General features: G+C 35.3%; 14 protein-coding genes. 11 read left to right on the plus strand and 3 right to left on the minus strand.

Translation table 11 applies throughout. The features are described 5' to 3' along the window. The 3 genes from ACT3CE_RS17340 to ACT3CE_RS17350 form a co-directional block, all read left to right on the plus strand. A partial coding sequence (locus tag ACT3CE_RS17340) for an Ig-like domain-containing protein (RefSeq protein ID WP_444711033.1) occupies nt 1–1,818 on the plus strand: 1,818 nt, incomplete at its 5' end. A 10-nt stretch (nt 1,819–1,828) separates the two neighbouring features. Further along, on the plus strand, nt 1,829–2,773 hold the full coding sequence (locus ACT3CE_RS17345; RefSeq protein ID WP_444711034.1) for a PorP/SprF family type IX secretion system membrane protein: 945 nt from the start codon (nt 1,829–1,831) through the stop codon (nt 2,771–2,773). Nucleotides 2,774–2,791: 18 nt separating this feature from the next. Then, the gene (locus ACT3CE_RS17350; protein WP_444711035.1) at nt 2,792–4,936 is read left to right on the plus strand and encodes an OmpA family protein; all 2,145 of its coding nucleotides are present in this window, start codon (nt 2,792–2,794) and stop codon (nt 4,934–4,936) included. Between the two features lie 68 nt (nt 4,937–5,004). On the opposite strand, the gene sucD is transcribed toward ACT3CE_RS17350, so the two are convergent. Both sucD and sucC read right to left on the minus strand, forming a co-directional pair. Then, nucleotides 5,005–5,880 carry a succinate--CoA ligase subunit alpha gene (gene sucD, locus ACT3CE_RS17355; RefSeq protein WP_444711036.1) on the minus strand — a complete coding sequence of 292 codons (876 nt, stop codon included), beginning with the start codon at nt 5,878–5,880 and terminating at the stop codon, nt 5,005–5,007. After that, entirely contained in the window at nt 5,880–7,049 is a 1,170-nt protein-coding gene (gene sucC, locus ACT3CE_RS17360) for an ADP-forming succinate--CoA ligase subunit beta (RefSeq protein WP_444711037.1), read from the minus strand. Before sucC ends, sucD begins: the two co-directional genes overlap by 1 nt. Nucleotides 7,050–7,570: 521 nt before the next feature. Between sucC and ACT3CE_RS17365 the strand changes: the two genes are divergently transcribed. From ACT3CE_RS17365 to ACT3CE_RS17400, 8 genes are all read left to right on the plus strand, one after another. After that, complete coding sequence (locus tag ACT3CE_RS17365) at nt 7,571–7,966, plus strand: YbjN domain-containing protein (protein ID WP_444711038.1); 396 nt, start codon at nt 7,571–7,573, stop codon at nt 7,964–7,966. 21 nt (nt 7,967–7,987) lie between these two features. Continuing rightward, nucleotides 7,988–8,692: a PspA/IM30 family protein gene (locus tag ACT3CE_RS17370; protein WP_444711039.1), complete on the plus strand. Its 705-nt coding sequence runs from the start codon at nt 7,988–7,990 to the stop codon at nt 8,690–8,692. 134 nt (nt 8,693–8,826) lie between these two features. After that, nucleotides 8,827–9,363, plus strand: coding sequence for a DUF4178 domain-containing protein (locus ACT3CE_RS17375; protein WP_444711040.1), 537 nt, complete (start codon nt 8,827–8,829; stop codon nt 9,361–9,363). A 101-nt stretch (nt 9,364–9,464) separates the two neighbouring features. Beyond that, nucleotides 9,465–10,250 carry a hypothetical protein gene (locus ACT3CE_RS17380; RefSeq protein ID WP_444711041.1) on the plus strand — a complete coding sequence of 262 codons (786 nt, stop codon included), beginning with the start codon at nt 9,465–9,467 and terminating at the stop codon, nt 10,248–10,250. A 32-nt stretch (nt 10,251–10,282) separates the two neighbouring features. Then, the gene (locus ACT3CE_RS17385) at nt 10,283–11,152 is read left to right on the plus strand and encodes a DUF350 domain-containing protein (RefSeq protein ID WP_444711042.1); all 870 of its coding nucleotides are present in this window, start codon (nt 10,283–10,285) and stop codon (nt 11,150–11,152) included. Between the two features lie 110 nt (nt 11,153–11,262). Next, entirely contained in the window at nt 11,263–12,804 is a 1,542-nt protein-coding gene (locus ACT3CE_RS17390; RefSeq protein WP_444711043.1) for a polyamine aminopropyltransferase, read from the plus strand. A gap of 38 nt (nt 12,805–12,842) precedes the next feature. Then, the gene (locus tag ACT3CE_RS17395; protein ID WP_444711044.1) at nt 12,843–13,193 is read left to right on the plus strand and encodes an S-adenosylmethionine decarboxylase; all 351 of its coding nucleotides are present in this window, start codon (nt 12,843–12,845) and stop codon (nt 13,191–13,193) included. A gap of 119 nt (nt 13,194–13,312) precedes the next feature. Then, a complete protein-coding gene (locus ACT3CE_RS17400) occupies nt 13,313–14,338 on the plus strand; it encodes a potassium channel family protein (protein WP_444711045.1) in 1,026 nt (341 codons plus the stop codon). 8 nt (nt 14,339–14,346) lie between these two features. Here the strand turns inward: ACT3CE_RS17400 and rnhA are convergent, their stop codons facing one another. Beyond that, nucleotides 14,347–14,805, minus strand: coding sequence for a ribonuclease HI (rnhA, locus tag ACT3CE_RS17405; protein ID WP_444711046.1), 459 nt, complete (start codon nt 14,803–14,805; stop codon nt 14,347–14,349). Between the last annotated feature and the right edge of the window lie 37 nt (nt 14,806–14,842).

Raw genomic sequence — 14,842 nt, forward strand, 5'->3', positions numbered from 1 at the left:
GATTATCATGGAGACGATGAGTTTACCTATCAGATTTGTGATGATGATGGCGCTTGTACAACAGCCGTAGTTTATGTTGAGGTTGTAGAAGTCAATGACCACATGAATGCTGTGGATGATACAGACACAACAGAGGAGGATACGCCAGTAACAACTCAGGTATTGCTTAACGATACCGATATTGAAGGTACTATTGATCCAACTAGTTTGAGTATTTACAGTTCGCCTTCAAACGGTACAGTTGTAGTGAATGCCGATGGAACCATTACATATACTCCTGAAGCTGGTTTCAATGGGGTCGATACCTATAAATATCAGGTTTGTGATGACGGTGGATTCTGTGATATTGCTACTGTAAATATTATTGTTAGTCCTATTGATGATGCTCCGATTGCTTTGGATGATACTTATGTTACTCCAGAAGATGTGGCTATTTTCATGGATATTTTGGCAAATGATAGTGATCAGGATAATGATTTAGATCCAACGTCTGTTACTATTATTACAGATCCAGCAAATGGTGTTGTTACAGTAGATCCTGTAACTGGTCAGTTGTATTATATTCCAGATCCTAATTATCATGGGACTGATGAGATTCTGTACCAGGTTTGCGATCTGAAAGGGAATTGTACTACTGCAGCAGTAACAATTATAGTGAATGAGCAGTACGATTTACCAGTTGCTAACGATGATGAAGAGATTACGCCTGAGGATGTAGCTATTGATATTGACGTTTTGGCAAATGATTGGGATGTAGATGGTAATATCGATTTATCAACACTCGAAATCGTGAATCAACCTAAAAATGGTAGTGTAACTATTGATCCGGAAACAGGAATTATTACTTATACACCAAATGAAGGATTTAACGGACTGGATTTGTTTAGTTATAATATTTGCGATAATCACGATCATTGCGATCAGGCAACTGTAAGTGTTATTGTAACACCAGTTAATGATCCGCCGGTAGCTGTTGATGATTATATTGAGACTTTAGATAATACAGAAACTACGATTAGAGTTCTTATTAATGATGAAGATCCTGATGGAGATGATTTAACTGTGAGTATTATTGAAGGACCTTTACACGGAACTGTAAAAGTGGAGAGTGATGGTTCAATAACTTATAAAGCTGATTTGGGTTATTACTGTAATACAGACTCCTTCGTTTATAGTATTTGTGATCCTTATGGCTTGTGTGATACGGCTGAAGTGATGATCACAATTGATCCTTTAGACAGTGATTCTGATCGAATTCCAGATGCAATTGAAGGACTTTGGGTAGATCAGGATTCAGATGGTATGCCAAATTTTATGGATACAGATAGTGATAACGATGGTATATCTGATTGGGTTGAATCCCAAATTGTAGATTCATGTTTGGATCTTCCAGTTGATACTGATGGTGATTCAATTCCTGATTATCTGGATTTAGATAGTGATAATGATGGCTATTCAGATGAAGAGGAAGGTGATGACGATTGTGATGGCGATGGAATAGTAGATTACCTCGATGCTTATGATGATTGTGCCGAATATGTATCTATTCCAGAAGGTTTTTCTCCTAATGGCGATGGTGTTAATGATTTCTTTGTGATTAAGGGAATTAAAGATTTCCCAAATAGCGAATTAATGATTTTTAATCGTTGGGGAGCTAAAATTTACTCTAAAAAAGGATATCAAAACGATTGGGATGGAAGAGCCGATAACAGTTTAACTGTTGGATCTGAAATTATTCCTGAAGGAACCTATTATTATGTGATTGATCTTGGAAACGGATCAAAAGCCTTGAAAGGATTCATTTACATAAACTACTAATTAAAAGAACATGAAGAAAACAAGTATACAAATTCTAAAATGTGCAATATTATTGCTGTTAATATTTCCTTTTGACGATAGTGTAAAAGCTCAACAGGATCCAATGTACACACAATATATGCACAATCCATTAACGGTGAATCCGGCTTATGCCGGAAGCACCGATATGCTAAGTGCAATGTTTCTGGCCCGTGAACAGTGGGTGGGTTTCGATGGAGCACCAAAATCAAGAACTTTAACCATGAGTGCACCCATTACAAAATATGATATTGGTGCTGGAATTGCTTTTATTAATGATGAGCTAGGGCCTGTAAAACAGAATAGTTTATATGCCGATTTTGCTTATCATCTTAAGGTAAGTGATAGGGCCAAATTAGCCTTTGGAATTAAAGGAGGTTTTGATATGATTCAAATTAATTTGATGAATCTGAATTTGAATCAACAAAACGATCAGACTTTTGCCGATGATTTTTCAGAAGATTTTATTCTGAATTTTGGTTTAGGATTATACTATTATACCGATCGTTTTTATATGGGACTCTCAGTTCCTCGCTTGTTAAAAAATAATTACGATAACGATGGTTTTAATACAACAAGTTATGGGTACAAGGAACGTCACTATTTCGTGACAACAGGAGCTTTATTTGATATTAACGAGAACCTAAAGTTTAAGCCATCAGTATTAGCAAAAGTAGTTTGGAATGCTCCGGTTTCGGTCGATTTATCGGCTAATTTTATTTTGAATGATATGTTATGGCTGGGTGCTGCATACCGAATAAAAGACTCCATGAGTTTTTTGCTTCATTATCAGCTAACAGAACAATTGAGAGTTGGTTATGCTTTTGATCTTACAGAATCGGAACTGAGAAAATACAACAATGGAACGCATGAAATTATGATTGCTTTCGATTTCCAGTTCAACAAGAAGAAAATAATGACTCCAAGGTATTTCTAATCCTAATGAATTAAAATTATGAGAAAAATAACATGTAACATTCTATTCATCGGGGTTTTATTAGTGAGCTTTTCGGTGAATGCACAAATGATAGAAAGAGCAAATAAGTATTTTGATTCGTTTTCTTATGAAGAAGCCATTGATTTGTACGAAATTATCTGGAAGAAGGATACTTTAAATCAAGAAGTAGCTAAACAGCTGGCAACATCCTATCGACTAACAAACAATTCAGAGAAATCGGAATTATGGTATAGTCGTGTTGTAGGATATTCAGTTGCTGAAAATGATGATCTTTTTTATTATGCGAAGGCTTTGCAGAGTAATAAAAAGTATGCTCAAGCTAAAATTTGGATGGATAAGTATCTTGAAAGTGGATCGATAGATAGAGGAAATAAAATAGAACTCGATTATATCTCAGATTTAATGAAAGATTCTCTGCGATATAAAGTTGAACCCATAGCAGTTAATTCTGAAGCATCTGATTTTGGAGTTAGTTTTTATAAAAATGAACTTGTTTTTTCATCAGCAAGAGAAAAACAGTCTGTCATTAAAAGAAATTATACATGGAATAATCAAAATTATCTTAGAATGTATCGAGCTACAATTAAAGATAATGGGGATGTTGAAAATGCAGCTTTGTTTTCAAAAAAATTAGGTACAAATTATCACGATGGTCCCGTTTGTTTTAATGTCAAAGGCGATGAAATGTTTCTCACTCGTAACTACCTTTCTAAAAGTAAAAAAACGAAAGCCAATGAGGATGGTATTATAAATATTAAGCTCTACTATTCAAAAAAGAAAGGTAATGATTGGTCTGCTCCGGAATTATTCAATTTTAATATGGAAGGCTTCTCTACCGGTCATCCAAGTCTTTCAAAAGATGGAAAAGACCTGTATTTTATTTCTGACCGTCCGGGTGGATATGGAGGAACAGATATTTATGTGTCCCATAAAAAAGGTTCTTCTTGGAGTATTCCAGTTAATATGGGTGACAAAATAAATACAGCAGAGAATGAAATGTTTCCTTTTATATCAGAAGGGAATCAATTGTTTTTTGCATCTAACGGACATGCTGGTCTTGGAGGATTAGATTTGTTTTCTATTGATTTAAAGGATAAGAATTCGGCGCCTATTAATTTAGGTTATCCTATCAATACTTCTAAAGATGATTTCGGTTTGATCTTGAAAAATGATCAGGGCTATTTTACTTCTAATCGTTTGAAAGGGGAAAGTTTCGATGATATTTACCACTTTTCAATTGTATCAAGATTACTTAAAGGTCAGGTTTTTAACTCAGAAACAAACGAAATACTTGGAAATACCCGAGTGTCTCTTTTAAATGAAAATGGCGATCTTATTGATAAATTTTCTACAGGAGAAGATGGTAAATTTAGATTCTTGATCCCTGAAGTTAAAAGTTATCAACTTAGATCGGAAAAAGAACGATTTGCAGAAGGAAGTGTTGTTATGTCAGCTTCCGATTTTCAGGATGAAACAGAAACGAATGTTCTGGTTTATCAGGTTCCCGATAATATTTTACATTTAAATGGATTGACTATCTTTAAAGAAGATGAAAAACCTATTGCGCAGATGACTATTACAGTTCAAGATCAGCAAACCAAAGAAGAGTTTGATGTATTAAGCGATACTTTGGGGAAATTTACTTGTCACTTGAAGCGCGAAACAGAATACAATCTGGAATTTAGAAAAAAAGGACTGATGTCGAAATATGAACAAATAAGTACCTTAAAGCTATCTGGTAACAACATCTATATTTGTAAAAAATTCGATCGCTTACAGGTTGGAAAAACTTTTATTCTGAAAAATATTTTATACGATCTTGATAAAGCTAATATTCGTGAAGATGCTGCCATTGAGTTAGAAAAGCTAGTTTTAATTATGGAGTCTAATCCAGGTTTGAAAATTGAGTTAAGCTCTCATACTGATTCTAGAGGTAGTGATTCTTACAATTTGGAATTATCCGAACGAAGAGCAAAATCTGCAGCTGCTTTTATCGTTTCAAGGGGGATTTCTCCCGATAGAATTGTTGCCAAAGGTTATGGTGAAACTAAATTGATTAATCGTTGTGCTAATGGTGTAAAATGTAGTAAGGCAGAACACCAGGCGAATCGTAGAACCGAAGTGAAAATTTTAGAATTGTAAATAAAATTGATACAAAAAGAGAGCCGTACATCTGATGTACGGCTCTTTCTATTAATTATAGTTGCTTATTATCCTAAAACTTCTTTCATTTTTTTACCGATATCGGCAGGAGAACTTACTACGTGAATTCCTGCAGCAGATAAAGCCTTCATTTTTTCTTCGGCAGTACCTTTACCACCTGCAATAATTGCTCCGGCATGGCCCATACGTTTACCCGGAGGGGCTGTTTGTCCGGCAATAAAGGCAACAACAGGTTTATCTACATTTTTTGCAATATATTCAGCTGCAGTTTCTTCATCCGAACCGCCAATTTCACCAATTAAAACAATGGCTTCGGTTTTAGGATCATCATTTAAAAGTTTAACGGCATCAATGTGCTTGGTGCCAATAATAGGGTCGCCACCAATTCCAATGGCTGTTGATTGTCCAAATCCAGCTTCGCCAAGTTGATGCACTGCCTCGTAGGTTAATGTGCCAGAACGGGAAACAATACCTATATTACCGGGTTTGTGAATAAACCCTGGCATGATACCAATTTTAGCTTCCCCAGGAGTAATAACTCCCGGACAGTTTGGACCAACCAAGGTAGTATCTGGATATTTCTTTAAAAATTCATGAACCTGAAGCATGTCTAAAGTAGGAATACCTTCGGTAATACAGATTACCAGTTCAACACCTGCTTCGGCAGCTTCCATAATGGCATCGGCAGCAAATGGAGGTGGAACAAAAATTACAGAGGCATTGGCTCCTGTTTTTGCAACGGCACCTCTCATGGTATTGTGAATCGGAATTTTATCCATAAAAAGTTGTCCGCCCTTACCTGGAGTAACACCGGCAACAACATTTGTTCCGTAATCGATCATTTGCTGGGTATGAAAAGCCCCTTCGGAACCAGTGATTCCCTGAACCACCAGTTTTGTATTTTTATCAACTAGTACACTCATTACGATTTTATTGTTTTTAAGGTGGATACAACTTTTTTGGCAGCATCTCTCAATTCGGTTGCTGCAATAATATTCATGCCCGAATCTTCCAGAAGTTTTTTTCCTTCTTCGGCATTGGTTCCTTGTAAACGCACTACAATAGGCACCTTAGTATCGATATTGTTAATTGCTTCGATGACTCCTTTTGCAACACGATCGCAACGTACAATTCCCCCGAAAATATTTATTAAAACTGCTTTTACATTCTTATCCGATAAAATAATTCGAAAGCCTTTTTCAACGGTTTCGGCCGAAGCTCCTCCTCCTACATCAAGAAAGTTAGCCGGCTCTCCACCTTCAAGTTTAATAATATCCATGGTTCCCATTGCTAGGCCGGCACCATTTACCATACAACCAATATTTCCTTCTAGTTTAATATAGTTTAGTCCCGATCTGCCAGCTTCTATTTCTAAAGGCTCTTCTTCATCTAAATCGCGCAAAGCAGTAATGTCCTTATGGCGATACATTGCATTATCGTCGAAATTCGCTTTGGCATCCAGAGCTAAAACATCTCCTTCTTTAGTTACCACCAAAGGATTAATTTCAAAAATAGAAGCATCAGTTCCCATATAAGCCTTATAAAGAGACATTAAGAATTTAACACCATTTTTGAAGGCATTTCCACTTAAGTTTAGGGCAAATGCCATTTGTCTGGCCTGGAATGGCTGTAATCCAACAGCAGGATCAATTGCAACTTTTAGAATTTTTTCAGGAGTTTCTTCTGCAACTTTTTCAATTTCCATTCCTCCTTCGGTTGATACCATAAAAGTTACCATGGAAGTTGCCCGGTCGAAAACAATACCTGCGTAGAGCTCTCTATCAATATTTGAGGCAGCTTCGATTAATACTTTCTTTACCAGTTTCCCCTCAGGTCCGGTTTGATGTGTTACCAGAGTCATTCCTAAAATGTCGTTGGCATACTTGGAGACATCCTGAGATGTAGGTGCAAATTTAACACCTCCGCCTTTACCGCGACCACCTGCATGAATTTGCGCTTTTACAACTACTGGCAGGCCAATTTCCGTAGCGGCTTCTTCAGCTTCCTTAACCGAGAATGCAATTTTGCTTTCCGGAACAGGAACACCAAACGAGCGTAAAATTTCTTTTGCTTGATATTCGTGAATCTTCATTCTGTATGTTTTTTTGTTAGGCTTGGAAAAGACCTGCGTATTCTGTGTTTATTGTTTGCCTTGATTTTAACAGCTAAGCAAGTCGGTAAGCATTAATATTTAATTAGTTAATTTTTAGATTAACCTAAATATATAAATATCTGCATTAAATAAAAAGTACATTTGCCGTAAATTTAAAGATCCCTTCGTATTTGCAGTAAAATGAGTGTTAAGTTTCATTTATATAGTTGATTAGAGTGTGTTTTTCATTATCTATCGGCTTATAGATAGAGCTGATAAGAAAAAGATTATAAAAGTGTTCTTCGAAAGAGATAAAAACATGTAAAAACTCCCATTTGTCGACTTTTTTAAATATTCTCCCGATTAAATATGGCTTAAATGATTCAGATTTAGTAATTTCAAACTCAAAGAAAATAAATAAGGAGAATATGGATTTGTTTTAATGGCCATAACAGATAAATATTTCTCTAAGCCGATAAATTGTTCTAATTTTAATTGATTCAATTTTAAAACATAAAAAAATGAGTACATATTTTAACAGGGTAAAAGATTACCTATTGAATTTAGAATACAATATTGTTCAGGAGGATAAAACAGAAGAACTTTTTATAGTCGAAAATCCTGAAGGTGGAATTGCAAATCTGGTTGTAGACTGTGAGGATCCTATATTAGTTATTGAAGGTTTACTTTTTGAATTGTCTGATGTAAAACCTGATATCTATAAATCATTGTTGATAAAAAATCGTGAAATTATTCATGGAGCATTCACGCTGGATGAATCAGGGAAGAAAGTTATTTTCCGAGATACTCTTCAGTTAGAGAACTTAGATCAGAATGAATTGGAAGCAACATTAAATTCTTTGGAAATGTTGTTGAGCGAATATTCTGAGGAGATTATTTCATTTTCAAAATTGTAACCTATATAAACAGAAATATAAATGGGAATTTTTAGTAGACTTTTTAATGTGGGAAAAGCAGAAGCTCATTCCGCTATAGATAAATTAGAAGATCCGATTAAGATGACCGAGCAGGGAATCAGAGATCTTAAAAAAGATTTAGACAAAAGCTTACAGGCACTTGCGGAAGTTAAAGCTTTGGCAATTCGTAGTAAGAGAGAATTAAATGAGCAAAAATCAGTAGCTAAAAACTACGAGCAAAAAGCAATTTTGTTATTGCAAAAAGCAGAAAAGGGCGATTTAGAAATGGCCGAAGCCGAACGTTTGGCAACCGAAGCTCTTAGCCGTAAAGAGGAAGCAAATTCCAATGTTGTTCGGGCTCAGGAGGAAGTATCTAAATTTGATACGAATATTAGTCAGCTTGATGCTAATGTTAAAAAACTTAAATCGACCATTACGCGTTACGAGAATGAATTGAGAACTTTAAAAGCTCGTGCTCGTGTAAGTTCAGCAACACAGAAAATTAACAAGCAGCTTTCAGGAATTGATAGTTCGGGAACAGTTGGGATGTTAGAAAAAATGAAAGATAAAGTGGCTCAGCAAGAGGCTATGGCCGAAGCTTATGGCGATATTGCTTTTGAAAATCGTAGTTTAGATGATGAGATTGATTCTACATTAAGTGATTCTAATGTAAAAGCATCCAATGCATTGGAAGAATTGAAAGCAAAAATGAAAAATAAAGAATAGCTGTTTTATTCGACTATAGTTGCAAAATTAAAACGAAATAATGCCGATAGATAGTTAAAAAGGAATCATGAACGTAGTGAAATGAATTCTTATTTCACTACTAATCGGGGTTACAAATTTGAACGAAATTAAAAATGGGAATTACCGATTTTTTTAAACGGAAACAACCGAAATACGACAGCACCAATATCCGGGTTACCGACCTGGATGTTGGTTTTGTTTTTGAATATGATTTGGAAAGCTGGGAAGTGCAAGCAAGTTATGAGTACGATTGGGGCGATAATTATTTCTCTAAAGAATACAAAATTAACAATGGTCGCAAAACTCTTTTTCTTTCGGTTGAAGATGACGATGAAATTAGTTTATCGGTTTGCGATAAAATTAAAGTTCGTGAATTGGGTGAGACTGTACATGCTGATTTACTAAATCATCAGAAGGCTCCAGCAAGTTTAGTATACAAGGATAGAAAGTATTTCTTCGAGAAAGAATCTCCAGGTTATTTTAACGATAAGGCGCGTGGTGAGGATTGGGTTGAATTTATTGCATGGGATTTTGAAGATGAATCTGGTGAATATTTGGTAACCATAGAACAATGGGACGAGAAAGAATTTGAAGCTTCAGCAGGCAAAGTTGTTAAGGAATTTGAGATTTCGAATATTTTACCCAAATAAGTTGAACTAGTAAGAGTTATAAATAAGGAGTAACTTGCACATTATTGATTTGACTAATTTATACAATTCAGACATTACACTTATAACCAAATTTAATATTTATGAACACTTTAACTAAAGTAATCATTGGGATTATTGTGGTGTTTTTTATAGCAAAGACTTGTGGGCGATCAGATTCTTCCTCCTCTTCTGTTGCTAAAACATGGCAAAAATCTCCCGTTGATAATCTGATTAAGGAGTTGAATGATGAAAAGAACTTTTCCATTATCTTATTTGATATGGATGCAAATGAAAGTTCTGATGATTATCGTCACCAATATCAGGTGATTATTCAACGTCCAGATACCGTTGTGGAAAAAAAATCAGCCTGGAAAAATGTAAGTGCGACTTTCTTTTCTCAGAATTTGAACAATATGGGAATGGAAATAGTTTCCAAGAAAGATGGTGTTGTAACTAAGCAAGCAGTGCCTGCAGGATACAATCACTATATTGGAAATGAGAAATACGGTCGTTGGGAAAATCGCGGTGGCTCTTCTTTTTGGGCATTTTACGGACAGTATGCATTCATGTCATCGATGTTCAATATGGGATCGTATCGACGTTCTTATTGGAATGATTATCGTGGCGGTGGGTATTACGGAAGTTCTAGAGGATATTATGGACCAAGTGGAAGCAGTCCTGTTTATGGAACGAAGTCTTACACTTCTTCAAATTCCGGACGAACTAGTAAATGGGGGAGTAAACCATCTTCATTTAAAAGTAAAGTTCGAAGCAGAGTGAGTCGATCAGCAAGTAGTGCAAGAAGATCTTCGACTAAAACTTCAAGAAGTTCATCAAGATACAGATCAAGTTCAACTCGCTCACGTAGTGGCGGATCAGGAAAATAAACCATTGTTAATTCATAGATTAAAATATTATGATGTCATTATCAGAAATTTCGTTTATCGTTTATGATGCAGTGGTTTATATCGCTGTAGCATTTGCCATTTTCCTAATTGGAAAATTTGTTTATCAATTGCTTCATCCTTCTTTTAAAGTAAAAGAAGAGTTGGTGAAGAAAGATAATTTTGCCTTTGCCATTGCTCATGTTGGCTATTACATCGGATTGTTGTTTTCAATAGGAAGCGCGATCGTTGGCCCCTCAAATGGTTTATTAAATGATGTAATCGATATTAGTATTTACGGCTTGTTGGCTATAGTTCTTTTAAATATCTCTATCTTCTTATCGGATTATTTAATTCTTAGAAAATTTTCAATTCGTAAAGAGATTATTGAAGATCAAAATGCAGGAACAGGAGTGGTTGAAGGAGCCGTTTCGGTTGCTTCTGGTTTAATCATTTTTGGTGCTGTATCAGGAGAAAGTGGAGATTTATATTTTGGTATTCTTACCGCTGTTGTATTTTGGGCTTTTGGTCAGATTGCTTTAATTCTAACTACTCGTATTTACAATTGGATTACTCCATACAGCTTACACGAGCACATCGAAAAAGACAATGTAGCTGTTGGAATTGGTTTCGCAGGAGCTATTATTGCCATTGCGAATTTAATTCGTTTTGGATTAGTAGGCGATTTTGATGGCTGGTTACCAACTTTTACCGAAGCAGGTTTTGAACTTTTGGTAGGGATTGTTTTATTGCCAGTGATGAGATTAATTACCGATAAAATATTGCTTCCAGGAGAACGCTTAACCGATGAAATCATCAATCAGGAAAAGCCGAATGTTGGAGCTGCCTTAGTTGAAGCATTCGCTTATATTGGTGGATCGGTATTAATCACATGGTGCTTGTAAAATTATGAATTATAAATGTTGAATTAAGAATTAAAGATAGTGAGTTGGATGATATCGTTTTGTACCTTCTAATTCATGATTCATAGTTCTTAATTCATAATTCTCTAAAGGTGTTTAAGAATAAATCAACATTATTAAAAGCCGCAATTTTTGCGACTGGATTCTCGGGTGTAGTTGCAGAGTATATTTTGTCCACACTAGCGCAGTACTTTTTGGGCAATTCTGTTTTCCATTGGGTGATGATTATTTCACTCATGTTGTTCTCAATGGGCTTGGGAAGCAGAATAACCAAAAATTTTGAGAGCGGATTATTAAAACGATTTTTGATTTTAGAGTTTACATTATCGTTTATCGTTTCCTTTGCTGCTTTATTAGTTTATACGGCCTCGGCTTACACTCAGTCCATAGGAATTCTTATTTATGGATTGGCAATATGTATAGGCTTATTGATTGGAATGGAAATTCCGTTGGTGATTCGAATTAACGACGATTACGAGAAGCTAAGATTTAATATCTCTAATATTTTAGAGAATGATTACTACGGAAGTTTATTGGGTGGTATATTTTTTGCTTTTGTAGGATTGCCTTTTTTTGGTTTGATTTACACGCCTTTTATTCTTGGTTTTGTAAATTTCTTGGTTTCAATTGTGGTGCTTATTTTTCTTTGGGATTTATTAAAATCTCTGGAAAGAAAATTATTGGTTGGTATCGGTGCTTTTGTATTCGTTTCACTAACTACAGGAGTTTTTGTTACCGACCCAATTATTAAATATGGCGAGCAGTTAAAATATTCTGATAAGGTTATTTACACGGAACAGACCAAGTATCAGCGAATTGTAATGACTGAATGGAGAGGTGATTACTGGTTGTATTTGAATGGGAATGAGCAATTATGTACGCGTGATGAGTTAATGTATCATGAACCTTTGGTGCATCCAGCCATGACTTTACATCCAAATCCGGTGAATGTTTTGGTTTTAGGTGGTGGTGATGGTTGTGCTGTTCGGGAGATTTTAAAATACTCAAAAGTTGAAAAAATTACTTTGGTAGATTTAGATCCAGCAATGACTCATTTGGGCATGACGCATCCTATTCTTACGCATCTAAATCAAAATTCCTTAACGAATAAAAAAGTTAAGGTGCTGAATGATGATGGGTACAAATATTTGACTTCTGTTGATGATTATTACGATGTGATTATTATCGATTTACCCGATCCTCGTAACATTGAATTGGGGCGTTTGTATTCACACGAATTTTATAAATTGTGCTACAAACATATGCGTCCGGGTGGTGTGATTGTTACTCAGTCTGGTAGTCCTTATTTTGCAACGCAGGCATTCACTTGCATTTTGGAGACGATGAAAAGTGCAGGTTTCGACACAGTGCCAATGCACAATCAGGTAATAACCTTGGGCGAATGGGGCTGGTGTTTAGGAGTAAAGCAAACCGTGAATATAAATGTGAAGAAGCAATTGCAGAGCTTGAAATTTGATGTGCCAACTCGTTGGATCAATAACGAAGCAATGACTTTGATTACCTCTTTTGGAAAAGATATTTATCCTTGGGAAAAGGATACTGTGCATATTAATCGAATTCACGAACCCGTTTTGTATAAATATTATTTAAAAGGGAATTGGGATCTTTACTAGGTAATTGTATCTAGTATTACCATATAAATTAACGTCGAATGGAGACGAAAGTAAAAATATTAGCAGCAAAAATTCACAGCCTTCGATTTTGGGTTACAGAAACTGAACCTGAAGTTTTAAAAGCTCTCTTTCATCATTATTTGGAACGAGTAGGTTTTGATATTTTAAATTTTACCAATTATCATTTTCCTGTTCAAGGATATACGGCTTTTTGGTTGTTGGCCGAATCGCATCTTGCAATCCATACTTTTCCTGATAAAGGGTGGTCGTATATAGAATTGAGTAGTTGCAATATGAAAAAAGCAGAAAATTTTGAAGGTCTTGTGCTTGCAAGTGACTTGAGTGTGAAGTGGAATTGTGAGGGGGTTGAAATTTGTGTTCCTGAATAAGTAGATTATATGAAACATTCATGTATAAAGCTTTCTGCAAATAGGGAGATGATTGTATGGTAAGTTCTCTCGAGAAATTCCGGACAGGCTATATGATAAAAATATAAAGTAATAAACATATGAAAAAAAAGTTACTATTTTTTATTGCTTTTCTGGTTTACATCCTGGCAATATTAGGAATCAAGTATTTTGAAGGGCAATCTCCCGATGCCAATATTAAAAGCATAGGTGATGCTTTTTGGTACGCTATTGTGACTTTAACTACTGTGGGTTATGGTGATTTTTATCCGGTAACAATTGCTGGTAAAATTATTGGCCTAATTGTAATTATTGGGAGTTTGGGAATTTTAGGATTTGTAATTGGTGAAGTAACAGTTAGATTTAATCAGTATATGGAAAAGAAAAAAAGTGGTTTCTGGGGAAGTGATTTTGAGAATCATTATATCATTATTGGTTATAATGAATTTGGACAAAAAGTAGCCAGCCAAATTATTCAAGCAGGGCAAAAAGTAGCTTTTGTAACCAACAATAAAGCAGATTTGGATTTAATTGCTGATTTGTATCCTTCAAAAAGTACATTTAGTCTTTTTGCTGATTACTCAAATGTTGAAGCTTTAAATAAAGTGAATGTTGAGAAGGCAAAACGAATATTTGTGAACTTAGATGATGATTCGGGAACTTTGGTTTTTGTAATCAATTTAAAGAAAAGATATCCTAATGTGAATGTTGTAGTTACTTGTGTTAACCCAAGTTTGAGAGAAACTTTTGTAAATGCGGGCATTGTTCATGTAATTGCACAAAGCGAAGTGGCTTCAAAATTGGTAGCATCTTATTTGTTTGAGCCTTATGTTGCTTCTTATACCGAAGATTTAATTTCTACAAGTGTTGATGACGATGATTCAGATATTCAGCAATATATTATTACAGAAGGTTGCGATTTTTCTGGTGAGGAGTATATGGATGCTTTCATGAAATTGAAGTTGGATCACAACGCAATTTTAATTGGGATGGTGAAGGCTGGCAAGTTAATGAAGAATCCATCAAAAGGCACAATGATTGAAAAGGGCGATTACCTGATCGTAATTTCTAGCGGAGAAACTAAAAAAGATCTTGAGAATTTCTTTGGCGTGAATGAGGGTGAGTAAAAGAGTTTTTATTCAGGATTATATCCTACATCATCAGGAAGATTAGGAGCTTTCGATGCCATTACAGCCAATTCGTCGGCACGTTCGTTACCGGGAATATTAGCATGACCTTTAACCCATACAAATTTTACATTGTGTTTCTTATATATTTCAAGAAAACGCATCCATAAGTCAGCATTTTTTTTTCCTTTAAATCTTTTTTTTACCCAAGCAAAAACCCATTTTTTTTCTACCGAGTCTATAACATATTTCGAATCGGAATAGATGGTAACATCGCAGCCTGGATTTTTTAATGTTTCTAAGCCAACAATTACAGCCAGCAACTCCATTCTGTTGTTGGTGGTTAATTTGTAACCCTGATTTAAATCTTTACGGTGCTTGCCCGATATTAAAACAACTCCATAACCTCCCGGACCAGGATTTCCACTTGCCGCACCATCGGTAAACATTGTAATTTTTGCTGACATCTTTTTAATTTGCTGTTTTCAAATCAAAAGTAAGAAA

Origin of the sequence: Marinifilum sp. RC60d5 (genome assembly GCF_052400665.1) — a bacterium.
GTDB lineage: Bacteria > Bacteroidota > Bacteroidia > Bacteroidales > Marinifilaceae > JBQTGK01.

Coding starts and splice junctions, on each gene's coding strand:
- ACT3CE_RS17345 (WP_444711034.1), top strand. CDS start 1,829: ATGAAGAAAACAAGTATACAAATTCTAAAATGTGCAATATTATTGCTG.
- ACT3CE_RS17350 (WP_444711035.1), top strand. CDS start 2,792: ATGAGAAAAATAACATGTAACATTCTATTCATCGGGGTTTTATTAGTG.
- sucD (WP_444711036.1), bottom strand. CDS start 5,880: ATGAGTGTACTAGTTGATAAAAATACAAAACTGGTGGTTCAGGGAATC.
- sucC (WP_444711037.1), bottom strand. CDS start 7,049: ATGAAGATTCACGAATATCAAGCAAAAGAAATTTTACGCTCGTTTGGT.
- ACT3CE_RS17365 (WP_444711038.1), top strand. CDS start 7,571: ATGAGTACATATTTTAACAGGGTAAAAGATTACCTATTGAATTTAGAA.
- ACT3CE_RS17370 (WP_444711039.1), top strand. CDS start 7,988: ATGGGAATTTTTAGTAGACTTTTTAATGTGGGAAAAGCAGAAGCTCAT.
- ACT3CE_RS17375 (WP_444711040.1), top strand. CDS start 8,827: ATGGGAATTACCGATTTTTTTAAACGGAAACAACCGAAATACGACAGC.
- ACT3CE_RS17380 (WP_444711041.1), top strand. CDS start 9,465: ATGAACACTTTAACTAAAGTAATCATTGGGATTATTGTGGTGTTTTTT.
- ACT3CE_RS17385 (WP_444711042.1), top strand. CDS start 10,283: ATGTCATTATCAGAAATTTCGTTTATCGTTTATGATGCAGTGGTTTAT.
- ACT3CE_RS17395 (WP_444711044.1), top strand. CDS start 12,843: ATGGAGACGAAAGTAAAAATATTAGCAGCAAAAATTCACAGCCTTCGA.
- ACT3CE_RS17400 (WP_444711045.1), top strand. CDS start 13,313: ATGAAAAAAAAGTTACTATTTTTTATTGCTTTTCTGGTTTACATCCTG.
- rnhA (WP_444711046.1), bottom strand. CDS start 14,805: ATGTCAGCAAAAATTACAATGTTTACCGATGGTGCGGCAAGTGGAAAT.